Origin of the sequence: Frankia sp. CcI49, assembly GCF_001983215.1 — a bacterium.
In the GTDB taxonomy this organism is placed as follows: domain Bacteria; phylum Actinomycetota; class Actinomycetes; order Frankiales; family Frankiaceae; genus Parafrankia; species Parafrankia irregularis.
This window is the reverse complement of sequence record NZ_MOWP01000004.1, coordinates 290319-314899: the sequence shown is the minus strand read 5'-3', so window position 1 is coordinate 314899 and position 24581 is coordinate 290319. Positions and strand designations below refer to the sequence as shown.

The 24581-nt window shown below is 72.2% G+C and carries 18 protein-coding genes; 5 read left to right on the top strand and 13 right to left on the bottom strand.

What is annotated here, in order from left to right; all coding sequences use genetic code 11:
- The first annotated feature begins 27 nt into the window (after positions 1-27).
- Positions 28-2190, top strand: coding sequence for a 3-hydroxyacyl-CoA dehydrogenase NAD-binding domain-containing protein (locus CcI49_RS02060; protein ID WP_054565757.1), 2163 nt, complete (start codon positions 28-30; stop codon positions 2188-2190).
- 92 nt (positions 2191-2282) lie between these two features.
- On the opposite strand, the gene CcI49_RS02055 is transcribed toward CcI49_RS02060, so the two are convergent.
- The 4 genes from CcI49_RS02055 to CcI49_RS02040 form a co-directional block, all read right to left on the bottom strand.
- The gene (locus CcI49_RS02055; RefSeq protein WP_076823871.1) at positions 2283-3431 is read right to left on the bottom strand and encodes a lysylphosphatidylglycerol synthase domain-containing protein; all 1149 of its coding nucleotides are present in this window, start codon (positions 3429-3431) and stop codon (positions 2283-2285) included.
- Between the two features lie 220 nt (positions 3432-3651).
- Positions 3652-5610 carry a 1-deoxy-D-xylulose-5-phosphate synthase gene (gene dxs / locus CcI49_RS02050; protein WP_054565755.1) on the bottom strand — a complete coding sequence of 653 codons (1959 nt, stop codon included), beginning with the start codon at positions 5608-5610 and terminating at the stop codon, positions 3652-3654.
- Between the two features lie 817 nt (positions 5611-6427).
- Positions 6428-7750 (bottom strand): TRAM domain-containing protein, encoded by a 1323-nt coding sequence (locus CcI49_RS02045; protein WP_241839870.1) that lies wholly within the window; start codon positions 7748-7750, stop codon positions 6428-6430.
- A gap of 278 nt (positions 7751-8028) precedes the next feature.
- The gene (locus CcI49_RS02040) at positions 8029-10152 is read right to left on the bottom strand and encodes an APC family permease (protein ID WP_076823869.1); all 2124 of its coding nucleotides are present in this window, start codon (positions 10150-10152) and stop codon (positions 8029-8031) included.
- 166 nt (positions 10153-10318) lie between these two features.
- On the opposite strand from CcI49_RS02040, the gene CcI49_RS02035 reads away from it, so the two are divergent.
- Together CcI49_RS02035 and CcI49_RS02030 are read left to right on the top strand one after the other, a co-directional pair.
- The gene (locus tag CcI49_RS02035; RefSeq protein ID WP_054566524.1) at positions 10319-10981 is read left to right on the top strand and encodes a TrkA family potassium uptake protein; all 663 of its coding nucleotides are present in this window, start codon (positions 10319-10321) and stop codon (positions 10979-10981) included.
- A 25-nt stretch (positions 10982-11006) separates the two neighbouring features.
- Complete coding sequence (locus CcI49_RS02030) at positions 11007-11762, top strand: TrkA family potassium uptake protein (protein WP_076823866.1); 756 nt, start codon at positions 11007-11009, stop codon at positions 11760-11762.
- A 129-nt stretch (positions 11763-11891) separates the two neighbouring features.
- Here CcI49_RS02030 and CcI49_RS02025 read toward each other — a convergent pair whose 3' ends face one another.
- The 4 genes from CcI49_RS02025 to dut all read right to left on the bottom strand — a co-directional run bounded on the left by CcI49_RS02025 (position 11892) and on the right by dut (position 14867).
- On the bottom strand, positions 11892-12824 hold the full coding sequence (locus tag CcI49_RS02025) for a DUF3159 domain-containing protein (RefSeq protein WP_076823864.1): 933 nt from the start codon (positions 12822-12824) through the stop codon (positions 11892-11894).
- A 31-nt stretch (positions 12825-12855) separates the two neighbouring features.
- On the bottom strand, positions 12856-13242 hold the full coding sequence (locus tag CcI49_RS02020) for an OB-fold nucleic acid binding domain-containing protein (protein ID WP_054565750.1): 387 nt from the start codon (positions 13240-13242) through the stop codon (positions 12856-12858).
- A gap of 373 nt (positions 13243-13615) precedes the next feature.
- Positions 13616-14308, bottom strand: coding sequence for a DUF3710 domain-containing protein (locus tag CcI49_RS02015; RefSeq protein ID WP_076823862.1), 693 nt, complete (start codon positions 14306-14308; stop codon positions 13616-13618).
- Positions 14289-14867, bottom strand: a complete 579-nt coding sequence (dut, locus tag CcI49_RS02010) for a dUTP diphosphatase (RefSeq protein WP_054565748.1) — start codon at positions 14865-14867, stop codon at positions 14289-14291. Before dut ends, CcI49_RS02015 begins: the two co-directional genes overlap by 20 nt.
- Before the next feature lie 358 nt (positions 14868-15225).
- Between dut and CcI49_RS02005 the strand changes: the two genes are divergently transcribed.
- Complete coding sequence (locus CcI49_RS02005; RefSeq protein WP_054565747.1) at positions 15226-15537, top strand: DUF4235 domain-containing protein; 312 nt, start codon at positions 15226-15228, stop codon at positions 15535-15537.
- A 270-nt stretch (positions 15538-15807) separates the two neighbouring features.
- Here the strand turns inward: CcI49_RS02005 and CcI49_RS02000 are convergent, their stop codons facing one another.
- Both CcI49_RS02000 and valS read right to left on the bottom strand, forming a co-directional pair.
- Positions 15808-16326 (bottom strand): gamma carbonic anhydrase family protein, encoded by a 519-nt coding sequence (locus CcI49_RS02000; protein ID WP_006539007.1) that lies wholly within the window; start codon positions 16324-16326, stop codon positions 15808-15810.
- A gap of 158 nt (positions 16327-16484) precedes the next feature.
- A complete protein-coding gene (gene valS / locus CcI49_RS01995) occupies positions 16485-19148 on the bottom strand; it encodes a valine--tRNA ligase (protein WP_054565746.1) in 2664 nt (887 codons plus the stop codon).
- 103 nt (positions 19149-19251) lie between these two features.
- Between valS and CcI49_RS01990 the strand changes: the two genes are divergently transcribed.
- The gene (locus CcI49_RS01990; RefSeq protein ID WP_054565745.1) at positions 19252-20163 is read left to right on the top strand and encodes an inositol monophosphatase family protein; all 912 of its coding nucleotides are present in this window, start codon (positions 19252-19254) and stop codon (positions 20161-20163) included.
- A gap of 82 nt (positions 20164-20245) precedes the next feature.
- On the opposite strand, the gene CcI49_RS01985 is transcribed toward CcI49_RS01990, so the two are convergent.
- From CcI49_RS01985 to CcI49_RS01975, 3 genes are all read right to left on the bottom strand, one after another.
- The gene (locus CcI49_RS01985; protein ID WP_076824220.1) at positions 20246-22162 is read right to left on the bottom strand and encodes a choline/carnitine O-acyltransferase; all 1917 of its coding nucleotides are present in this window, start codon (positions 22160-22162) and stop codon (positions 20246-20248) included.
- A 154-nt stretch (positions 22163-22316) separates the two neighbouring features.
- Positions 22317-23159 carry a class I SAM-dependent methyltransferase gene (locus CcI49_RS01980; RefSeq protein WP_076823859.1) on the bottom strand — a complete coding sequence of 281 codons (843 nt, stop codon included), beginning with the start codon at positions 23157-23159 and terminating at the stop codon, positions 22317-22319.
- Positions 23160-23275: 116 nt separating this feature from the next.
- On the bottom strand, positions 23276-24175 hold the full coding sequence (locus CcI49_RS01975; protein ID WP_054565742.1) for an ArpA protein: 900 nt from the start codon (positions 24173-24175) through the stop codon (positions 23276-23278).
- Positions 24176-24581 lie beyond the last annotated feature (406 nt).

Genomic DNA, 24581 nt, shown 5'->3' with positions numbered 1-24581 from the left:
AATCTTCGCCCGAATGGGAGACGGAGCATGAGCAGCGCCGCGGTGACTCTTGAGCATCCGGACGAGGTCGTCACACAGGCCCATGTCCGGTACGCGCGGCTTCCCGGCGTGGACGGACCCGTCGCGCTCATCACCCTCGACAACGGGCTGGACCACACCCGCCCGAGCACCTTCGGCCCGGCAGGACTGCGTTCCCTGATCGCCGCGGTCGACGAGATCGAGGCGCACGACCCGCCGGTCGCCGCGGTGGCGGTGACCGGCAAGCCGTTCATCTTCTGCGTCGGGGCCGACCTGTCGTACCGGTCGTCGCTGACCGACCCGGCGGAGGTACGACCCAAGCTCACCGCGCTCGGCGAGCTCGGGCACACCGCCCTGCGGCGGGTCGGCGAAGGACGTCTCGGCGACCGGAAGGTGCCGACCTTCGCCCTCGTCAACGGCGCCGCGCTCGGCGGCGGCCTCGAGCTGGCCCTGCACTGTGACTACCGGGCACTGTCCACCGACATCGCCGCGCTCGCGCTGCCCGAGGTGTTCCTCGGCCTGGTGCCGGCCTGGGGCGGTACCCAGCTCCTGCCGAACCTCATCGGCGCGGACAACGCCGTCACCGTGATGATCGACAACGCGCTGAGCCAGAACCGGACGCTGCGCGCCGCGCAGGCCTTCAAGCTCGGCATCGGCGACATCCTGCTCGAGCCGGCCGACTTCCTGGAGGAGGCGCTGCGCTGGGTGGGCCGCGTGCTGCGCGGCGAGGTCGACCCCACCGCGGGCCGCCCGACCGTCGAGCGCGGCCCGGCCTGGGCGGCGGCGCTCGAACGTGGCCGCACCCTGGCGGACGCCCGGCTGCACGGAGCGGCGCCGGCCGCCTACCGGGCGCTGGAGCTGCTGGCGCTGGCCGAGACCGCGGACCGTGACACCGGGTACGCGGCGGAGGACGCGGCGCTGGCCGACCTCGGTGCCGGCGAGGAGCTGGTCGCCGGCCTCTACGCGTTCGACCTGGTGAACAAGCGGGCCAAGCGGCCCGTGGGCGGGCCGGACCGCTCGTTGGCGCGACCGGTGACCAAGGTCGGTGTGGTGGGTGCCGGCCTGATGGCCAGCCAGCTCGCCGCGCTGTTCGCCCAGCGCCTCGAGGTACCGGTGGTGCTCACCGACCTCGACCAGGCCCGCCTGGACGCCGGTGTCGCCCGGGTCCACCAGGAGTTCGACAACCTGCTGCAGCGCAAGCGGATCTCCGCGGACCGGGCCAACCGGCTCAAGGCCAACGTCACCGGCTCGCTCACCAAGGACGCCTTCGCGGACGCCGACCTCATCATCGAGGCCGTCTTCGAGGACATGGCGATCAAGAAGTCGGTGCTCGCCGAGCTGGAGACCTACGTCAAGCCGGAGACGTTGCTGCTCACCAACACCTCCGCGCTGTCGGTGACCGAGATGGCGGCCGAGCTGACTCATCCCGAGCGGGTCGCCGGGCTGCACTTCTTCAACCCGGTGGCGGTGCTGCCGCTGGTCGAGGTCGTCCGCACGCCGCGCAGCGACGACGCCACGATCGCGACCACCCTCGACGTCGCCAAGAAGCTGAAGAAGAACGCCGTGCTGGTGGCGGACGCGCCCGCCTTCGTGGTGAACCGGCTGCTCACCCGTTTCATGGGCGAGGTGCTCGCCGCCACGGAGTCCGGCACCGCGATCGACACCGCCGACACCGCGCTGGACCCGCTCGGCCTGCCGATGTCGCCGCTCGTTCTGCTGTCGCTGGTCGGGCCGCCGGTCGCGCTGCACGTGGCCGAGACGCTGCACACCGCGATGCCGGACCGGTTCCGCTCACCGGCGGGCCTGGCCCGGCTGGTCGACGCGGGGCTCGGCGGCTTCTACACGACGGACCCGCAGGGCCGGCAGATCGTCGACCCGAAGGCCGCCGCGCTCGTCCGCGAAGGCACCGGATCCGACGGCTCAGGCACAGGCGCGGCGCTGACCCCGGAGCAGGTCCGGGACGCGGCACTGTCCGCGCTCGCGCAGGAGATCCGGCTGCTGCTGGACGAGAAGGTCGTCGCCGAGCCCGCGGACGTCGACCTGTGCATGATCCTCGGCGCCGGCTGGCCGTTCCACCTCGGCGGCATCACGCCCTACCTGGACCGCACCGGCATCAGCGAGCGGGTGACCGGCCGGCGGTTCAGCCCGCCCGGAACCGCCACCATCTCCTGACCCGTCCCGTCTCGGACCCGTCTCCGACCACCGAGGAACCGCCTGCGCGACGGCCGGCGCGGGCGGCCCTCCTCGGTGGCCTCTGGTGGCCCTCAGCGGCCGCCAGGTGCCGTCCCGGAGACGGCCGCGGCTCCCGGGCTCCCCGGTCCGGTTCCGCCCGTCTGCCGCGCGCTGAGGCGGGCGGAGCCGGGCTCGACCGCCTCGGCGAGATCCGTGCTGACGCCGGCGCCCGCGTGGGCGTCGGCGTGGGCGGCGGCGTCGGCGTAACGGCCCGCTGTCGACGTGCCGCGGGGCCGCAGCGCGACCCCGACGAGCGCCCAGACGACATCCGCGATCGTGGCCAGCAGCCGGGCGACGACCGCGATGAGGGTGGCCGGGCCGCTGGCCAGCGCCGGGGCCAGTGCCAGCACCAGGACCGCCTCGCGCACCCCAGCCCCCGCCGGCAGCACCAACACCAGGAAACCGGCCGTCCAGGCCAGTGCGTACGCGCCGACGCACAGCGCCACCAGCCGGGCCCCGCCGACGGCCGGGTCGAGGTCACGCACCAGCAGCCAGGTCCCGACGCCGTACCAGACGAAACCCGCGATCAGCCAGCCGGCCCCGGCCAGGATCGGCCGCGCGGTGAGCGGCTCGTCCAGCGGCGGACGCCGCAGCAGGCGGAACGCGAGGTCGAGCAGCCTCGAAAGCACGGGCGGGTGCAGAACCACCGCGAACAGCGGCACCACCGCCAGCGCCCACCAGTAGTCCGCGAGCGCCGAGCGGGAGACGAACGGGAGGGTCGCCGCCGCGGTCACTCCCCCGCACGGCACCGCCAGGGCCAGCACCACCAGGCTCGCCGACGCCGACTTCGGCCGGGAGACCCCGTAGTCGCGGGACAGCTCCATCTGCGCGAGCACCGGCCACACACTGCCCGGGATGTACTTACCGATCTGGCCGACGCAGAAGATGCGAACGGCCGCGCGCAGCGGCAACGACGCGCCGAGCCCGCCGAGCACCGACCGCCAGGACAGCACCGTCGCGCCGACCGCGAGCACCGTCGCGGCGGCGGACCCGGCCAGGCCGGCCGCCGTCAGCTCACCGACCGAGTCGCGGACGTCGTTCCACTGCCCCACCAGCGCGACGACCAGCAGCACCGCCGCGAGCAGCAGAGCGCCCCGCACCGCCCACCAACGCGCGCCCCGGCGGCGAGGCTGCGCGGCCTGCTTCTTCCCTCGCGGGCCCGCCCCGTCGACATGACTCACCTGGTCAGACTATGGGGTCGGCGCACCGCCGTCGTGGCCGCCCACCACGGTGCCAGCAGACGTCAGCCGGGTCAGAAGGGCCAGCCGTGCCGCACACCGGGCGCCGGCAGACAAGCAGCCAGAAAACGCGGCAACCGGGCCACGTGACGAGGACGTGGCCCGGTTGCCGCGGTGCGCTGTGCCTGCCGCAGTGCGCTGCGCTATGCCTGCCGGATGGCGATCAGGCCTGGCCGGCGGCGGGCGTCTGGTTGGGCTCGTCCGCGCCGGACGCACCGACCTCGGCGTCCACCAGCGCGTTCTGGCGCCGGGCGACGGCCTCGATCACCTTGCGGGCGAGGTCCTGCGGGGCCAGGCCGACCTCGGCGAGGACCTCGTCACGCTTGCCGTGGTCAAGGAAGCGCTGGGCCACACCGAACTCCCGCACCGGGACGTCGACGTCGGCGTCACGCAGCAGCTGCGCGACGGACGCGCCGACGCCGCCGACGCGGCCGTTGTCCTCGACGGTGACGACGAGGTCGTGCTCACGGGCCAGGTCGACCAGCGCCGGGTCCAGCGGCTTGACCCACCGCGGGTCGACGACGGTGATGCCGATGCCCTGGCTCGCGACCCGGGCGGCGACGTCGAGGCAGGTCGTGGCCATCGCCCCGACGGAGACCAGCAGCACCTCGCGGTGGCGCGCCACCGCCGGCGCCCGGTACAGGACGTCCACCCCGCCGACCTGGTCGATCGCCGGGGTCTCCGGAGCGATCTTGCCCTTGGGGTAGCGGACGACCGTCGGCCCGTCGACGTTGGAGATCGCCTCGTCGAGCTCGGCGCGCAGGGTCGCCTCATCACGCGGCGCGGCGATCGCCAGGCCGGGCACGACCTGCAGGAAGGACATGTCCCACATGCCGTTGTGCGACGCGCCGTCCTCACCGGTGATGCCGGCCCGGTCGAGCACGAAGGTCACCGGCTGGCGGTGCATCGCCACGTCCATCAGGACCTGGTCGAAGGCCCGGTTCAGGAAGGTCGCGTAGATGCAGACGACCGGCTTGAGGCCGCCCATCGCCAGGCCCGCCGCGGAGGTGACCGCGTGCTGCTCGGCGATGCCGACGTCGAAGACCCGGTCCGGGAACGCCTTCGCGAACGCCTTCAGGCCGACCGGCTGGAGCATGGCGGCCGTCATCGTGACGACGTCCGGGCGCTCCGCACCGATGCGGACGATCTCGTCGGAGAAGACCGACGTCCAGGTGGTGCCCTTGGCCGCCCCGACCGGCTTGCCGGTGGCCGGGTCGATGACGCCGACGGCGTGGAAGTTGTCGGCCTCGTCCTGCTCGGCCGCCGGGTAGCCGAAGCCCTTGCGGGTGATCGCGTGGACGATCACGGGGCCGCCGAAGTCCTTGGCCCGGCGCAGCGCCGACTCCATCGCGACCACGTCGTGGCCGTCGATCGGGCCGACGTACTTGAGGCCGAGGTCCTCGAACATGCCCTGCGGGGTCACGACGTCCTTGATGCCCCGCTTGATGCCGTGCAGGGCGTCGAACAGCGGCGCCCCGACCAGCGGGGTGCGCCCCAGGACCTGCTTGACGACGTCGAGGACCTGCTCGTACTCGGGCGCCAGGCGCAGCGAGGCCAGGTGGTCGGCCAGCCCGCCGATGGTCGGCGAGTAGGACCGGCCGTTGTCGTTGACGACGATGACGACCTGCCGGTCGGAGGCGGCGATGTTGTTCAGCGCCTCCCAGCACATGCCGCCGGTCAGCGCGCCGTCACCGACGACCGCGACGACGGCCCGGTTCTCCCCGCGCAGCGCGTAGGCGCGCGACAACCCGTCCGCGTAGGACAGGGCGGTCGAGGCGTGCGAGTTCTCGATGATGTCGTGCTCGGACTCGGCCTGGCACGGGTAGCCCGACAGCCCGCCGCGCTGGCGAAGGCGGTCAAAAGCATCCCGACGACCGGTGAGAATCTTGTGGACATATGACTGATGTCCGGTGTCCCACAGGACTCGGTCAAAAGGTGAGTCAAAAACCCTGTGAATTGCGAGAGTCAGTTCGACAGCGCCCAGATTCGGCCCGAGGTGGCCGCCAGTACGGGCAACCGCATGGATGAGGAAATCACGGATCTCGGCCGCGAGCGCCACCAGTTCCTCGTGGTCGAGGCGCTTGACGTCCTGCGGGCTGTCGATCGTCGACAGAAGCGACACGGCGTGCTCTCCCTCCCCCGAAAGGGGATCGGTCCGGGTCCGGCAAAGTCTACGCAGCAGGCCGTGGGCTCCGCAGACGGGCTCCCGACATGTGAGCTGCCCGAAGAGCGTCAGGTATTCTGCCCGGTCGCGGTAGAATCCGCCTCCCGCTGTCGGGAATGTGCGACGGGTAACCGCGGAAGAGACGGCATGAACCAGGCGTGACGCGTTGGCGGCGGTGACAGACCGATCGCCTCGGCCCAGCACGGCGGCGGCGGAACGAGCCGCCCGGCGGGGTTCTTTCTCGGGCTCATGGGTTCGTCGGTCAGTCTTCCATACCCGCGTCATCTTTTCGTGACATTCTCGTGACATCCCGACGGCCGTTACGAGTACCCCTGATCGTGACTTCCGCGACTACCCAGTGTCAGCAACCGCCGCCGGAGCCGGTCGCTCCGGCCGGTCCGCGCGGCCCCGATGCGGGCCGAGTGGACCGGCCGACCGGCTCCTGCCGCCGCCGGCCCGGCGTCGCGGCCTCCGACGGAGTCCGCCCGAGACGCCCGAGACGCCCGAGAGGCACGGTCGAAGAGCACGGGCGGGACGGTTGAAGACCACGGGTCGGGCCACCGAAGGCCATGAGCGGTACCGCCGAAGCCGACAGGGGGCACCATCGGTGCCACCGGGGACACCGTCGGGAAGACCGCCGCGGCAGGCAATCAGGACTACCGGCCGGGGGACTGAGGACCTCGGAGCCGACAGTCGCGCGGGCCGCCTGCCATCGGGCGTCGCCGGAAAGGCGCGATCCGGAAATTCCGTCACAAACGGCTGTGACCGGTTCCGGTTACGCCGGTTCCAACGTCGCCACGCACTCCACATGTGAGGTCATGGGAAAAAGGTCGAAAGCCCTCAGCGCGGTAAGCCGGTAGCCTTCCTCCGCGGCAGCCGCGACATCTCGCGCGAGTGCCGCGGGGTCGCATGCCACGTACACGACCCGGCGCGGCCGATGGCCGAGGAGCTCCGCCATGACCTCACGGCCGGCGCCGGTGCGCGGCGGGTCGAGCACGGCGACGTCGACGCCGCCGCCCTGCCGGTCGGACCCGCCGACCAGACCGCGCACGGTCGCGGGCGTCACCCGCAGCGAACGCAGCGACACCCAGGGCAGATCCGCGAGGCTCCGGGCCGCGGAACGCACCGCGGCCTCGTCGGACTCCATCGCGATGACCCGACCGGTCGGCCCGACCGCCTCCGCGAGGAACGCCGCGAACAGCCCGGCACCGCTGTAGAGGTCGAGGGCCGTCTCACCGGGCGCCGCCGCGGCCGCCGTCCGCACGGCGTCGACCAGCGTCGCGGCCGCCGCCGGATGGACCTGCCAGAAAACACCCGGTTCAAGACGGAACGAACGCCCCTCGACCGTCTCGACCACCTCGACGGCTCCCGCCACGTCGACAGGTCCCGCCACGTCGACAGGTCCCGCCAGGCCGGCGGATTCCGCCGCCGCGCCCGCCTCGGGCGCCGCCGGCTCCGGGCCTCCCTCGGGACGCAGCCGGACCAGCTGCCAGCTGCCGGAACTGGTGGAGAAGGCCACCGCGTCGGACGTCGTCCCAGACTCGGTCAGCTTCGCCGCGACGAGGTCGACGGCCTGCCCGGTCCGTTCCGGCGCGGCCGGGCCCTGGAGGAACACGGGGTCGGCGATCACCTGGGCGAGCGACGGGTGCGCGATCCGGCAGTCCGGAGTCGCGACCACCTGGTGGGAACGGTGCGCGCGCAGCCCCACCCCGCCGTCGGGGGTGCGCGCGAAACGCATCCTGGTCCGCCAGCCGAGACCGTCATCCGCCTTCGCCGGCAGTGGCTCGACCCGCACGGCGCGTTCCAGGCCCGCGATGCGGCGCAGCGAGTCCTCGACCACCGTGGCCTTGAGACGGCGCTGCGCGTCCAGTGTCGCGTGCTGCCAGTCGCAGCCCCCGCACTGGCCGGGGCGGGCGTGCGGGCACGGCGGCTCGACCCGGTCCGGGGAGGCGACCAGGATCTCCGTCGCGTCCGCCCGCCAGTAGCGGTCGTGGGAGACGTCGGTGATCCGCGCCAGGACCCGCTCACCCGGCAGCGCGTGYCGGACGAACACGACCCGCCCGTCAGTCCGCGCGACGCACAGGCCGTGGTGCGCCACCGGTCCGATCTCCAGCTCGACCAGCTCGTCCGGGGGCGTCGGAGGCTGTGGGGGTGTCTGGGCCCGCGGGCGTGTCTGGCGGCGCGGCGGCGCCTGGTCTCGCGGCGCCTTCTGGTCTCGCGGTGCTGCCTGGTCTCGCGGTGCTGCCTGGTCTCGCGGCGGCGCCTGCCCCCGCGACGGCGTCTGGTCTCGCGGGGCCGTCCGGTCGGCCCGCGCCGGCGCGGCGCCCTGGTCCGTCCGACGGCGGTTCGGGCCGCCACGGCGCGGCGGACGCCCGGTCACGTCCCGCTCCCGTTACCTGGCCGTACCTGGTCCGAAGGCAGCACCCGACCGCGCCGGACCGCGCCGGCCCCAGCGTGGTCACGCCTCGTCTGAGCATGTGAGCTGGACTCAAGCTGCCAGGGAACGCTGGTCATCATGACGCCGGGCTGGAACAACAGCCGGGCCTTGAGGCGCAGCGCACTCTGGTTGTGCAGCAGGTGCTCCCACCAGCGCCCGACGACGTACTCCGGGACGAACACGGCGACGACGTCCCGTGGGCTCTCCCGGCGGATGCGTGCGACGTACTCCAGGACCGGCCTGGTGACCTCACGGTACGGCGACGCGAGAACGACGAGGTCGATCTTGATGTCGCGTTCCTCCCAGGCCTGCCGCAGCCGTTCCGTCTCGGCCGGGTCCACGGCGACGGTCGTCGCGACCAGCGTGTGGGGGCGCGTGGCCTTCGCGTAGGCCAGCGCCCGCAGGGTCGGCGCGTGCATCTTGCTCACCAGCACGACACCGTGCACACGGGACGGCAGCGTCGGCGGGCCCGGCTCGGGGGTCAGCTCGCTGGCGACCCGCTCGTAGTGCCGCTGGATGCCCTGCATGCAGAGATAGATCACCGGGATGGCGATGCAGACGATCCAGGCACCGCGGGTGAACTTCGTGAGAAGCACCAGGATGAGCACGGCGCCGGTCATGCAGGCGCCCAGGAAGCTCACGACCTGGTAGCGCCGGACCCGGCCACGCATGCGGGGCTCCAGCGGCACCCGCCCGGTGAGCTGGTCGTCCAGCTTCTCCCCRCTGTCACCGGAGCCGGCCGAAGCACCGGCCGCGGCACCAGCCCCGGTCGCGCCCGCGCCCGCGCCCGCGTCCACCGAGCCGCGCAGCAGACGTGCCCAGTGCCGGACCATTCCGGTCTGGCTGAGGGTGAAGGAGATGAACACGCCCAGGATGTACAGCTGGATCAGTGCGGTGACCTGCGCGTCGAACACGACGATGAGCAGGATCGCGAACCCGGCCAGCAGGATGATCCCGTTGGAGTAGGCGAGCCGGTCGCCTCTGGTGTGCAGCTGGCGCGGCAGGTATCCGTCCCGGGCGAGGATCGAGCCGAGGACCGGGAAGCCGTTGAAGGCCGTGTTCGCCGCCAGGATGAGGATCAGCGTGGTGACCGCAGCGACGTAGACGAAACCCGGCGAGCCGTCACCGAACACGGCGGCCGCGATCTGGGCGATGACCGTCCGCTGCTCCTCGCCGTTGCTGCCGATGAGATCGGCGGGGTTCTCGGCGACGTGCACATCCGAGATGAGCGCGAGCGCCGTCACGCCCGCGAACATCGTGACGGCGATGGCGCCCATCAGGAACAGGGTCGTGGCGGCGTTGCGGCTCTTGGGCCGCCGGAACGCCGGCACACCGTTGCTGATCGCCTCGACCCCGGTCAGCGCCGTGCAGCCCGAGGCGAACGCGCGCAGGATGAGGAAGATCAGGAACAGGCCGGTGAAGCTCTGTTCCGGATGGATGTGGTATTCGGCACTCTCGGCACGCGGAGCGTCACCGAGAGCGGTCTTGACCAGCCCGGTGACGATCATGACCAGCACGCCGACGATGAAGGCGTAGGACGGAACCGCGAAGGCCGTGCCGGACTCCCGCACGCCGCGCAGGTTGACCAGCGTCAACAGCACGACCAGGAGGCTGGCCAGCAGCACCTTGTGCTCGGCGAGCCCGGTCGCGGCGGATGTCAGGTTCGCGACACCGGCCGACACCGACACGGCGACGGTCAGGACGTAGTCGACGAGCAGCGCGCTGCCGACCATCAGACCGGCCCGCGGCCCCAGGTTGACCGACGCCACCTCGTAGTCGCCGCCGCCGCTGGGGTAGGCGTGCACGTTCTGCCGGTACGAGGCCACCACCGTCAGCATGAGGATCACGACCGCCGCCGCGATCCACGGCGTGTAGTGCAGCAGCGTGATCCCGCCGAGCGCGAGGACGAGAAGGATCTCCTCCGACGCGTACGAGACGGAGGAGAGCGCGTCGCTGGCGAAGACGGGAAGCGCGACCCGCTTCGGCAGCAAGGTTTCCCCGAGCCGATCACTACCGATGGGACGACCGACGAATCCGCGCTTCAGTCGGTCTGTGAGCGCCACGCGGCGATGCTACCGACCGTCGTCACAGCTCCTTCAACGGTGTGACGTGGGGCACTACACGGAACACGCGATCCTCCGTCCGCAGGCCATCGCGAGGCCAGGCGCCTGGAACGGCCACGGCCTGGGCATCGACCGGACAACCCCGACCGGACTACGCTCACTTCCCGTGCACGTCGTGATCCTCGGTTGCGGCCGGGTCGGCTCGTCCCTCGCCGGTGCTGTCGAGCGGCTCGGCCATTCGGTGGCCGTCATCGACCAGAACCCGGCAGCCTTCAACCGGCTGTCCCCCGGCTTCGGCGGCCGGCGGGTGACCGGTGTCGGCTTCGACCGGGACACCCTGATCGAAGCCGGCATCGCGGAGGCCGCCGCGTTCGCCGCCGTGTCCAGCGGCGACAACTCGAACATCATCTCCGCCCGGGTGGCGCGGGAGATGTTCGGCGTTGAGCGGGTCGTGGCCCGGATCTACGATCCCCGGCGCGCCGAGGTCTACGAGCGGTTGGGGATCCCCACCGTCGCCACGGTCCGCTGGACCAGGGACCAGATCCTCGGTCGCCTCATCCCGGATGCCGTCGCCCCCGAGTGGACGGACACGTCCGGCTCGGTGCTGGTCACCGCGGTCACCCCGGCCCGGGGCTGGGTGGGCAAGCGGCTGGCCGACCTGGAGGCGCGGGCCGAGGTGCGGGTCGTGTGCGTGACCCGGTTCGGTGACGGCCTGCTCCCCGACGCACGCACCGTGGTCCAGGACGGGGACGTCCTGCACATCGCGGTGGTGAAGGCGCGGGCCGTCGAGGCCGACGCCATCATCCACGCCGGCCCCGGGCACGACTGAGCGACAAGGGACGGGAGACCGCGCGATGACACTGGAACCGGACGAACACCAGCGGACCACCACGAGCTCGCACAGAGGACGCCGGGTGGCGATCGCCGGCGCGGGCAAGGTCGGCCGCTCGATCGCCGCGGAGCTGCTGGAGAACGGCGCCGAGGTGCTGATCATCGAGCGGGATCCCGTCAAGATCCGCCGGGACGCGCTGCCGGCGGCACAGTGGCTGCTCGCCGACGCCTGTGAGCTGTCCTCGCTCGACGGTGCCGGGCTGGACGAGTGCGCCGTGATGGTCGCGACGACCGGCGACGACAAGGTCAACCTGGTGGTGTCGCTGCTCGCGAAGACCGAGTTCGGCGTGCCACGGGTCGTGGCACGGGTCAACCATCCCAAGAACGAGTGGCTGTTCACCGACTCGTGGGGCGTCGACGTCGCCGTCTCCGCGCCCCGCATGCTGACCGCGCTGGTAGAGGAGGCGGTGAGCGTCGGTGACCTGGTGCGCCTGATGAAGTTCCGCCAGGGCGACGCGTCGCTGGTCGAGCTCACCCTGACCGCGACCGCCCCGGTCATCGGCCGGCGCGTCGGCGACGTCGCGCTTCCGCCCGACTCGGCGCTGGTCGTCATCCTGCGCGACGGGCACGCCATCGTCCCGTCCGCGGACTGCGCCCTGGAGCCGGGTGACGAGGTGCTGGCCGTCGCCACCACGAGCGAGGCCGAGGAAAGCCTCGCCGAGCTGCTCGGTGCCGTTCCGGCCGGGGAACGCTCCCGGGACGCTGCCGGCCTGCACTGAGCCCCGGTCTGCACTGAGCCCCGAGCCCGGCGGCAGCTCAGCCGCGGTGGTACCGAGGCAGGCGAGCGGCTGGCGCTGTGGCAGGCGAGCGAACTCCCGGCGCCGTTTCGTGGCAGGCGGGGTGGAGCCTCAGTCCGGGCGAGAGGCGGAGGCCCGCTCGTCAGGAGCGGCCAGCTGCGCCATCCCCTGGGCAGGCTGCCCCGACTCGGCAGCCGCCTCCGGGACCTCGTCCGCCGGCGGCGCGAGACGCCGCACGATCGCGAAGGTCGCCAGCACGGCGACTCCGAACAGCGGCAGGCCCAGCGCGATGTTCGCCGCCGCGAGCCAACCGGTCTCACCGGCGAGGTACAGCAGGCCCTGCACGACGAACCGCACCCCGAACACGGCGATCCAGACCAGCGTGGCCCACACCGCCGCCCGTCGGACGGGCGGATTCTCCCGCCAGTCGGCATAGCGCTTGTCGAAGCCGGCCATCACGTACCCGCCGATCGGCCGGCCCACCAGCACGGAGACGAGCCCCGCGACGGAGCAGACGGCGTTCTTGGCGATCGAGGGCAGGAAGAAGCCCTCCGCGTGCCCGGTCCTGGAGGCGATGAAGGCGGCGAACCCGACCGCGAAGAGCCCGGAGAACGCCTGCTGAAGCGGCTCGTGCCGAACCAGGCGCAGGACGACCAGACCCACGGCCGCCGCGATGGCGACGATGATCCCCGCGGTCAGCCCGCTCTCGGCGTTCACCGTGACGAAGGCAACCGTCGGAATCGCGCTGTCGATGATCCCGCGCGGCCCACCGATGGCGTCGGCGAGGCTCAGTACCGGCTCCGCGCCGTCGGCGCCCTCGCCACTGTCGTCCCTGTCGCCGCCCTTGGCCCTGTCACCGCGCTTGGCCCCGTCGCCGCCCTTGGCCCTGCTCCGGTCCCCCGCGGCTGCGGCACGGGCGACCCGGGCGAACGGACCGCCCATCAGCTCAGTGGAGCCCGCGAGCGGGCCCCTCGCCGCACCGAGGTCAGCCTGCTCCGGCTCCGGGCGCGACTGGGAGGGATCCGACGGGAGAGCTGGTGGCATAGGTGAAGACGTCCTGTCCTCCGGGCGCCGCTCAGGCGCTGGTCGACGAGACCGGCAGCAACTCGTATCGCGGATTGAAGATCGTGGTCCGCTCGTCACGAACGACCACTCGACCGGATGCCTTGACCGACCGACCGGCCTCAATGCCCGCGATATGTTTGCGGCCGAGAAACACGAGGGTCACGGTTCCGGATCCATCATAGAGGTCGACCTCCAGACTCGGCCCCCCGGAACGCGCCCGAACGGTGACCGAGCGTATCGACCCGGCGACGCAGGCCTCCTCCCGATCCCGGCAGGCAAGCATCGGCTCCGCTCCCGCGGCGACCGAGGCCCGCTGCAGGTCCTCGTCCTCCAACTCCTGATTGTCCGCTGTCAGCCGGTGGAACCGCCGTCCCAACCAGCCGCGCCCTTCGCCCACGGCTCCTCCGATCATCGACCGTTCCCGTAGCCGGGCGACGGAATCCGAACCTCGGGACGTCACCGGGCCAACGGGTGAGGAAGGTCCCACCAGGTGGCCATGCGTCAGCGCCCTGAACCGGGATTATGCGGTGGACGGACCCCCGCCACCACTGATCCCGCCCAGGATGGGACAACTCGCGGAGCGCCACCGGTGGATGGCCGAGCGTTCCAGCGCCGTTACCGGACTGTTCCACGCTCGGCCACACCGCTGAGCCCTTCCACCGTCGGCTCGGACCTGCGGCCTGCCAGGCCGTGGGCCGTGGGCCGTGGGCCGTGGGCCGTGGGCCGTGGGCCGTGGGCCGGAAGAGGCTCGCTGATCAGCGCGCCTCGGATCAGCGCGTCTCGCTGATCCGCAGGCCGGGGCCCGGCATCTCGGGCCGGGCAGTCGCGCCCTGCTCCGTTTCCTGGGGCTCGCCGTCGGATTCCGCGACCTCCTTCGGCAACCGCAGCGGCAGCGGGTCACGGACCGGCATGGCCTCGTCGCCCCGTACCACCACAGTTCGCCGGAGAGTCTCGTCCAGCAGGGGACCCGCACTGAGATCCTGCCCGGCGGGGCCGGTCACCACCGCACGGAGGAACCAGCGGGGACCGTCGATACCGATCATGCGCCCGGGGATGGTCTCACCGGGCCGGTTCGTGGGCAGGCGCATCCGCAGCTCCGGGCCGAAGGGGCCCTCCCCCTCCGCGCCACCGACCGCCTGCAGCGTCTCCAGGATCTCCGCGCGGACCTCGTCCCACAGGGGCGTCGTCTTGGGGGCGGCGAACACCGCCACCTCCATCGCGCTGCGCCCGTCCGTGATGATGATCGTCACCGGCCGGCCGGTCGCCTCCTCCACCTGGAACTGCATCTGCACGCCGCGCAGCGTCGGTATCCGCAACGCGCCGAGGTCCAGGCGGTGGACGTCGTCCTGCGGCGCGTCACCGGCATCGAAGGGCCCGACCCGATCGACGTCCCGGCTGGTGCCGCGGGCCGCATCCGCATCCGCCGAGGCCTCGACCGAAGCCTTACGACCGCGACCGAACACCGTGGTCCTCCCTTCGCGGTCCACCGTCGGAGGAGTGGCCGAACCCGCCGGTCGACCCGAAGCCGCCCGTGCCGCGCACGGACTCGGGCAGGTCGGCGACCTCCCGGAAGACCGCGTGCTCCACTCGTTGGATCACCAGCTGGGCCACCCGATCACCCCTACGTAGAGTGATCGACTCACTCTGATCGGTGTTTATGAGATTCACCTTGATTTCTCCACGGTAACCGGCGTCGACAGTACCGGGGGCGTTGACCACAGTGAGTCCATGACGCGCGGCAAGTCCGCTACGGGGATGCACGAAGGCCGCGTAACCCGCAGGCAGCGCGATCGACAGCCCCGTCCCGACGATGGCCCGCTCTCCCGGTGCCAGCGTGACGTCCTGCGTGGTCGCCAGGTCGGCACCGGCGTCGGACGGCTGGGCGTAGGTGGGAAGCGGCAGGCCCGGATCCAGCCTGTGCACCAGCACCTCCAGGGAGGCTGGCGACGACGGAGGCGGCTCGCCGGTCGGCCACTCACCCGAGCGTGGGGCGGTCGGCGGCGTGGGGGTGGTCGCGGTCATGATTCTCCTGGATTGTTCTCACCCGGGTGGGGCTGTCCGCGACACTAACGACTCGCCGGCTGGCAGCAGTCGGCGCCTGGCCGGTGGCCCGGGGCCATGACACTTCAGACACCGCAGCGAGGCGTGCGTGAGAGGCACGAGCGGGGTCGGGGGCCGGCCGAGCGGGGTATTCGTGCCCTGGCGGGTAATGCTCGGGCAGCACTCGGAACACGCAGTGGCTGGAACGGGCAGTGCTCGGGACGGCGCAGTGCTCGCAACGGCGCTGCGCTCGGAACACGCAGTGCCTGGGAACTACCAGGACGGACAGGCAACGCGCCCCGGAGACCGCGTCCCGGGGCGGACTGACGAGAGGTGTGGGGTGGCCGGACCGGCGTCGAAGATGGGATGGAAGGTCGTTGGCGGGGCGGCGACCGCACTCGCCGGCACCGCGGCGAGCCGAGGGGCCAGTGTCGCGTACCGCAGGGTGCGCAAGGCCGACCCGCCGAAGAACCCGGCCGACCCGGAGACCGCCTGGTCCGAGGCGATCGTCTGGGCGGCGGTGTCCGGGCTCGCCGTGGGCCTTGGCCGGCTGGCCGCCGAGCGGACGGCGGCACGTGGCTGGGTCCGGGCGACGGGCTCGTTGCCACCCGGCATGCGCCCGGCGTCGACAAGCCCGAAGACGGACGTCTGACCCGAGGCGGTACTCGTCGGGGCACCAGGCATCCCGTGCCGCCACACAGCGCCAACGATTCACACCAAATCGGATTTATGGGGCGCGGAGCCGCTTGACAAGCCGCAAGAAGTGAGGATTCCGGCTGCTGCAGCAACCGAAATCCTCACTTCTTGCTTGGAAGCAGCGGCGGCAGGAGAGGTGGCCGGCGGCCAGGAACTGCTGAGGCGCTGCACTCGCGCCCCGGCGACGTGCAGTGCCTCAGCGAGATCCGGTACCACGGCCTCGGCATCAGTCGATGCGGCGGAGCTCCTTGCGGAAGCGCCGGCCGTTCTCGACGTAGGACTCGGCCGCCATCCGGATCATCTCCTGGGAGGCGGCACCTTCCCGGATCTTCGCCGGGACGCCGAGCGCCATGGCCCCCTCCGGGACCTCGACCCGGTTACCCACCACCGCGCCCGCACCGACCAGCGCACCCTTGCGGACCCGTGCGTCGTGCAGAACGATCGAGCCCGAGCCGACCAGCGAGCCGTCCTCGATCACACAGCCCTCGAGATGCACGATGTGCCCGATCACGCAGTCGTCGCCGACGGTCGTGGGGTGCAGGGCGGTCGTGTGGATGACCGTTCCGTCCTGGATGGACGTCCGCGCCCCGACGATGATCCGGCCATGGTCGCCACGCATCACGACACCCGGCCACACTGTCGACTCCGGCCCGATCGAGACGTTCCCGATGATCGTGGCGTCGGGGTGGACGTAGGCGGACGGGTCGATGGAGGGGACGAGATCCCCCAAAGCGTAGATGGCCACGCTTCCATCCTGCCCGATGGCCCCGGCACCCGCCCCCGGCCCGCGACCACTGCCGCCCACGAAACACCGCCGCCCAGGGACACGACCGCCCAGGAGAGCGCCGGCCTGCTGGCGACCGCCGGCCTGCTGGCATCAGCCGGCCGGCGGTCGCGTCGCCATCAGCTCGTCGGCACCAGGACGACGTCGACCGTCAGCTCGCCGTCGGTCGCGTCCAGGGTGAGCTCCCAGATCCCGCCGGCGCTGCGCAGGTCCGCGGCCGCCTGCTCGACCAGTGCGACGGTCTGCGCCGGGCCGCCGACCCGGGCGGTCGCGACCTCGGCCTTCATCGAGACCTTCGCCTCGGACTTGGCCCGGCGCACCGCGGACAGCGCCGCGCCGACAGCGTCCAGCAGCTCGGGACGGCCGTCACCGGCCACCGCGCGGATCCGCTCCGCCTCGGGCCACCGAGCCCGGTGCACCGAACCCTCCTGCCACCAGGACCACACCTCTTCGGTGACGAACGGCAGGAAGGGCGCGAACAGGGTGAGCAGCGTCGCCAGCGCGAGCGAAAGCGTGGCCTGCGCGGAGGCGGCGCCGGCCGGCCCGTGCGCACCGTAGGCCCGGCCCTTCACCAGCTCGACGTAGTCGTCGCAGAAGCGCCAGAAGAACGTCTCGGTGACCTCGAGAGCCCGGGTGTAGTCGTAGCCGTCGAAGGACTCGGTCGCGGTCGCGACGACCTTCGCCAGCTCGGCGAGCAGCGCCCGGTCCAACGCCTCGGTGATCGCCTCCACGCCGGGAGTGCCGCCGACGGCCGCCGCGCCCGAGCCGCTGACCTCCCGCGGGGCGGGCAGCTCGCCCGAACCACCCGCGCCGTCGGCCTCCCCGGCCTCGGCCAGCCCCAGGACGAACCGGCTCGCGTTGAGGATCTTGATGGCGAGGCGTCGGCCGGTCTTCATCTGGCCCACGTCGAAGGCCGTGTCCGTGCCGGGCCGACCCGACGCCGCCCAGTACCGGACGGCGTCAGAACCGTGCTGTTCCAGCAGGCCCATCGGGGTGACGACGTTGCCCTTGGACTTCGACATCTTCTTGCGGTCCGGGTCGAGGATCCAGCCGGAGATCGCGGCGTCCGACCACGGCAGCGCGCCGAACTCGGCGTGGCTGCGCAGCACGGTCGAGAACAGCCAGGTTCGGATGATCTCGTGTGCCTGCGGCCGCAGGTTCATCGGGAACACCTGGTTGAACAGGGCGTCGTCGCTCTCCCAGCCACTGGCGATGAGCGGGGTCAGTGACGACGTGGCCCAGGTGTCCATGACGTCGGGGTCGGCCATGAAGCCACCCGGCACCCCGCGCTGCTCGGCGGTGTACCCGGGCGGGACGTCGCTGGACGGGTCCACCGGCAGCGCGGACTCGGCTGCCACGATCGGCTCGTCATAGCGCGGGTCGCCCGCCTCGTCCAACGGGTACCAGACCGGGAAGGGCACGCCGAAGAAACGCTGCCGGCTGATCAGCCAGTCACCGTTGAGCCCGTCGACCCAGTTCTCGTACCGCACCCGCATGTAGTCCGGGTGCCAGCGCAGCTCGCCGCCGCGCGCCCGCAGCTGCTCACGCAGCTGATCGTCCCGGCCGCCGTTGCGGATGTACCACTGGCGGGTGGAGACGATCTCCAGCGGCCGGTCGCCCTTCTCGTAGAACTTGACCGGGTGGCTGATCGCCCGCGGCTCGCCGAGCAGGGCACCGGACTCCCGCAGCGCCTCGACGATGGCCACCCGGCCCGAGGCAATCGTCTTGCCTGCGACCTGGGTGTAGTACTCGCGGCCCGCCGGCGAGGTGATGGCATCCGGCGCCTCGGCGATGAGCCGCCCGTCGCGGCCGATCACCGCGCGCGCGGGCAGCCGCAGCTCCCGCCACCAGGTGACGTCGGTCAGGTCACCGAAGGTACAGATCATGGCGATACCGGAGCCCTTCTCCGGATCCGCCAGCCGGTGCGCGACCACCGGCACCTCGACGTCGAACAGCGGCGTGCGGACCGTCTGCCCGAACAGCGGCTGGTAGCGCTCGTCCTCGGGATGGGCCACCAGCGCCACGCAGGCCGGCAGCAGCTCCGGACGGGTCGTCTCGATCACCACCGGCTCGCCGCCGGGCCGCGGGAACGCGATGGTGTGGTACGCGCCGGGGCGCTCTCGGTCCTCCAGCTCCGCCTGCGCGACCGCGGTGCGGAAGGTGACGTCCCACAGCGTCGGGGCCTCGGCCAGGTAGGCCTCGCCACGGGCCAGGTTGCGCAGGAACGCGCGCTGCGCGACGGCCCGCGACCGGGCGTCGATCGTCGCGTAGGTGTACGACCAGTCCACCGAGACACCGAGCCGGCGCCAGAGCTCCTCGAAGCCCTTCTCGTCCTCGATCGTCAGCTTCTCGCACAGCTCGACGAAGTTGCGCCGCGAGATCGGGACCTGGTCCTTGCCCGGCTTGGCCGGCGGGGCGAAGTCGGGGTCGTACGGCAGCGACGGGTCGCAGCGCACGCCGTAGTAGTTCTGCACCCGCCGCTCGGTCGGCAGGCCGTTGTCGTCGAACCCCATCGGGTAGAAGACCTCACGGCCGCGCATCCGCTGGAAGCGGGCGATCAGGTCGGTGTGGGTGTACGAGAACACGTGGCCGACGTGCAGGGAGCCGCTTACGGTCGGGGGCGGGGTGTCCACCGAGTAGACGCGCTCCCGGGGAACCGATCGGTCGAACGAATAGGTTCCGCGCTCCTGCCACTCCTGCGCCCAGCGCGCCTCGAGCCCATCCAGGGTCGGCTTCGCGGGGACCGCACGGGTCGGCCGTTCTGTACTGTCCGTTGCCACCACGCGCCCAATCCTACGGGTCGCACGATCGTCTCCCCGACGGCGGCGGCGGCACGGTGGGCGGCGGACACAACCGGACCCCGCGCCGGGCCGACGCCTTGACAGGATGGGGCCCGTGGACTCATCCCCCGACATCACCACACCGCCGGCCGCGGCCGAGCTGCTCGGTCTAGGCCTGGACGTCGCCCGTGAGGCCGGCGCGCTGCTGCTGGCCGGCCGAGAAGGAACTGTCGAGGCCGAGGCGACGAAGTCCTCCCCGACCGACATCGTGACCGCGTTGGACCGGGCGTCCGAGGCCCTCGTCGCCCGCCGGCTGCGCGAGGCGCGCCCGCAGGACGGGCTGCTCGGCGAGGAAGGCTCGGACACGCCCGGCACGAGCGGCGTCCGCTGGATCGTGGACCCCCTCGACGGGACGGTGAACTTCCTCTACCGGCTGCCCAACTGGGCGGTGTCGATCGCCGCCGAGGTCGCGGGCGAGGTGGTGGCGGGCGTCGTGCACGCCCCGGCGCTCGGGCTCACCTACACCGCCGTCCGCGGTGGCGGAGCCCTGCGCTGGACCACCGCCGCCGCCACCGCTCGGATCAGCGCGGGTCCGGGCGCGGGTGCAGGCGCGGGCACGCCCGGGGAGGCCGATCCCGAGAAGCTCACCGGCTCCACGGTGACGGAGCTGCGCGGCGCGCTGGTCGCGACCGGTTTCGGCTACACCGAACAGCGCCGCACCGCGCAGGTCGCGGTGCTTACCCGGGTGGTGCCCAGGGTGCGCGACATCCGCCGGATGGGCGCGGCCGCGCTGGACCTCTGCGCCGCCGCGGCCGGCACCGTCGACGCCTACTACGAACGTGGCCTGCATCCCTGGGACCACGCCGCGGGTGCGCTGGTCGCGTCCGAGGCGGGCCTGCGGGTCGGTGGGCTCGACGGGCGCGCGCCAGGCGAGGACCTGGTCGTCGCCGCTCCCCCGCCGCTGTTCGATGCCCTCACCGCCCTGCTCGCCGAGCACCCCCGCGCCGACAGCGACTAACGCCGACAGCGGCTGGGCCGGCAGCAACTGGGCCGGCAGCGACTGGGAACGTCGCTGCCGGCACGGGTCACGTCGCCCCGGATCAACCGGTTGCCGCGGGGTCACCGGCGAGCAGCTCGTCGAGCTCGCGCAGGGCCTCGCGGAGCCGGTCGGCGAACGCGTGCATCCCGGCGGCGGCCGGCCGCGGCGTGCTGAGGTAGATGTTCAGCGTGTCGGGCAGCAGCACATAGGCGACGCCGATGCAGTGGCCGCTGGTCGAGCCGAAACCGAAGTACCGGATGCTCTCCGACGGCGCGGAGCTGGTGCTCAGGTAGTCGTCCCGCGTCACCAGCCAGCCGGGCGTCTCGTACAGCGGCGACGGCTCGGGCACGCCCAGCTCGGCACCGGCCCGGCGCTGGATGAACGCCAGCTCCCACAGATGCTGTTCGGGCGCCTCGCCGCGCTGGCACTCGCCGGCGCGGCGCACATGCGCGGCCGCCGCGTCGCGCAGCGCGGCGCGGCGGGCGTCCGCGTCGGCCGCCGGGTCGTTCATCGTCGCCACGAAGGTCAGGACCTCCGGCGTGACAACGCGCATCGCCTCGGTGCGCCCGTACCGCCACTGCCTGGTCGCGATCGACTCGTAGGTCGCTCCGGCGAACCCCTTCGCCCGGTGGTGGGCGAGCTGGTAGGCCATCTGCACGAACGCGTCCGGGGAGATCCGCAACGCCTTGGCCCGACTCGCGCCGTGGTCCGGGAACGACAGCGTCACCGAGTCGGTGCCGGCGCCGAACGCGGCGAACGACTCCGCCGCCGCCCGGATGTCCGCGCGCAGCGCGTCGTCGAGCACGAACTCGACCGGACGCACCGCCGGCTGCCCGTGCGGGCGGGCCCCGGAGCGGGCCGACAGCTCGGCGGCGGGCGCGGCGAGCAGCTCGTCGACGAAGCTCAGGATCGTGGTGCCGTCGAGCCCGCAGTGCTCGACGTTGATGCCGGCCTGGCCGTCGGGGAAAACGATCAGCGACACGGCCTTGTCGTACCAGCGGCCGGCGGCGCTGCCGTGCAGCAGCTGATCGCAGGCGGCGAGCTCATCGGACGGGGTCACGGCCTCGAGGCACACGCAGAACAGCGCCGTCTCGACCTCGTCGAGCGCGGCCTTGTTCGCCGGGTCGAGCGCGAGCAGCGCGGCGCGGCTTTCCGCCCAGGCGGCCCGGGCCTTGGTCGTCAGATGGCCGACGGCGGTCTCGTCCGGCGCCGGCGCCGGGCCGGCCGCCCGCACCGCGGCGAGGCCGGCGGTCAGCTCGTCGAGCGTGTGCGGCGACCCGTCCGGGCCGAGGACGTCCAGCCGGAACATGCGGCCGCCGTGGAACACCAGGATGTGGCGGGCGTCGGACGGCCCCGGCCACTCGGCGCTGTAGGGCACTCGGACGGTGTCCTGCACCAGGCCGGGGATGCGGGTGGTGGAGAAGAGGTACCGGTTCTGCACCATCGACTGCGGCTGGCCGCGGCGCAGCAACGGCGGGATCCGCTCCGCGTCCAGGCGCACCTTGTAGTCCAGCGCGGCCGCGATCAGGCCGGCGGCACGTTCCAGCTGCGGCCCCGCGGCGGTGGCGGGGGTCGAGCCGGCGCCTTCGCCGGCGGCCTCGGTGGCAGCGCGGAACAGGAAGATGAAGTTGGCGTTGAGTGCGATCCGGTCGCGGCGGCCGAGGTAGCGGGCCGGCCAGAACTCGTCCAGCCAGCTGTGCACGCCGTCGCTCACGTCGTAGCGGGCGAGCTCGGCGTGCAGCCGGGGGCCCGGGCCGTCCGGCGCGCGGAAGCGTGCCAGCTCGGCCTCGGTCGCGGCGAGCTGCTCAGGGGACAGCAGCGGGGCGCACCACTGGAGAAACCGCGCGCAGCTGTCCTCCAGGGTGGGCAGCGGAACGCGCGGCAGGTCGTCCTCGTGGTCGAAGGTGCCAGCGGCAGCGGCGGCGGCCGCTGTGGCGGCGCTGTTCGCGGCCGGTCCCTGGCTCGTCTGGACGGTCATGCGCAGCGTCATCCTCGTCTCGGTTGCATGGTGTCTCTGGTCGCGTGGTGTCTCTGGTCGCGTGGTGTCTCGGTCGCGCGATGGCTCCGGTCGCGCCGTGCCGGTCAGGCCATTGCGAAACAATCAGATACCGGGAGTAATCCACGAAACGCTCTCATAGCGCGGCCACGCCCGGGTCCGGTTCGGGTGGACGTGAGACGAACAGGCGGGCGTACAGCCAGCCGTCGGCCTCCAGGCCAGCCGGGTCCACCCCGACCCCGGCGAGCGTCTCCAGCACCTGCGCCTGCTCGCGCGGGGAGACGAACCGGCGCTGCTCGAACAGCCGGCCCACCGCCTCCGTCTGGTACCCGTACCCGGCGAGGAGCTCGGCGATCGGGTCGAACGGGAACATCCGCAGCGCGAAATGCGCCATCCACGGCAACGGGCGCCGGCCGCCGTCACGGACAGCCGCGACGATCCGGGCGAGCGTGCGATCGGTGACATAGCCGAGGCAGCCGGTGGAGACGACCAGATCGACGTCGGCGAGCAGGGCACGCTCGGGCTCGGTCAGCTCCCGGGTCTCCAGGTCGGCGTGCACGGCGCCGTCGAGAAAGCCCGCCTCGTACGCGTAGGCGAGCGCCGGCTGGGACGTGTCGAGGCCGATCACCTCGACGTCGGGCAGCCCGCCGCGGTCGCGGGCCAGCGCCCGGTCGCGGGCGACCAGCTCCGCCCGGGACCGCCCGACGTCGGCTCCGTCGTACCGGTCGTACAGCTCGTCCATGGAGACGTCGAGCTTCAGCAGCGCCCCGTTGATCCCGTAGGAGCAGCCGATGTCGAGCACCCGCAGGGGCCGGCCGGGGCGGGTCTCCCGGCACTCGTCGACGACCTTCGAGAAGTACGGCTTGGCAAGCTGCGGAATGTGATAATCCAGCACCCGCAGCGTACGGAAATAGGCCCGCGGATCCGGCTGCGTGTAGACGTGTTCGAGCGAGACCTTTCCGGTCGCGTCGAATTCCATGGCTGGCGCTCCTCTCCTTCCACTCAGCGGATCCATCCGCTCGACGAAAGCTGGATGATCAGCCGGGTACCTGGCCGAGATGCGAGGTGAATGCGCGGTCCGACCGCGCGGAGAACTCAGTCGAGCAGTCCGTCGACCCGCACGGCGCGGCGTGCCGCCGCCAGGTGCTCCGGCAGGACCCGGCCGAACAGCTGCCGCGTGCGCGACACGCTGCCCACCACCCCGGGTCGCTCGCTGTAGGCGAAGATCGCGCTGTGCCGCTGGGTGGCGCCGGCGACCCGGCTCACCCGGTGCAGCGAGTAGCGCCCGAGGAAGAGCTGGAGATCACCGGGCCGCAGGTCCAGCCGGTGGACGAAACGCTCCCCCTCGGTTCCCCCGGCGAGAACGGCGGACACGTCGTCGAAGTTCTCCGCCTCGGCGGATCGGATTCCCGGGCAGTACTCGAACACCCCACCGGCGTCCGCACCCTGGGTGAGCAGGCTGACGGTGAACTCGTTCGTGTCGAAATGCCAGGGGTGCTCCTGACCAGGCACGACGACGTTCAGGCACAGGCCCGAAAGCGGGTCGGCGAGCTCGTGCACGGCCGGTAGCCCGAAGCAGGCYGCGACGAACGACCGGAACGCGGTGCTGACGTAGAGCCGGTGGATGACGTGGTCGGCGGGGATCCGGTCGCGAGCCACGAAGGCGTTGCCGCGCAGCATTCCGACCCGGCCGGGATGCCCCGGCGGCAGCTCCGCGTCGGCGTCGATGTTGTACACGTTGACGGTCTCGGCGTCGTAGTGCGCCGACGGCGCGAGCGTCGTGCACTCGTCACGCAGCCGGGCGTGCAGGCTGGGTCGGACGAAATCCGGAAGCACGCAGCACCCGGTATCCGCGAGCTGCCGGCGGACGTCCCCGACAAGCTCACCCGCGGCCCCGTCGGGCCACGAGCACAGCGGATAGCGATCCGTGTCGATCACGTCCTCGATTGCCGAAGGCGAGGTCGCTTTCACGTTCACGGCCGCGGTACCGCCCATTGGAAATCCTTCCGTCCGCCGGTCACCCTGGCACGGCGGCCTGGCCACCGGCGAATCCAGCGACGACCGGAAAGGCCGCCGTGAATTCGGGGAATGCGCACAGTGTTCCCCGCAAGCCGCACGAAACGGCGCGCGGTGTGACCTGCAACACGGCCACCAGCTGCGGATGCGCCCCGGCGGGCCGTGCGTCCAGCGTCGCCACCAGCCGTTTTCGATACCCGTAGCCGACACTGTGACCTGCACGGATGCGCCCACGTGTCATTCTTGGCCGGATCGGAGTGGCCACCGTCGGAGTTCCGTCGACTGATTCGGCCTCCGCGCGGCTGGGCATTCCGATCCGGTGCAGCCGCCGGCTTCTCAGACGACGGCGCGGCCGATCGGGACGGCTTCGGCCGGCAGGCTGGCC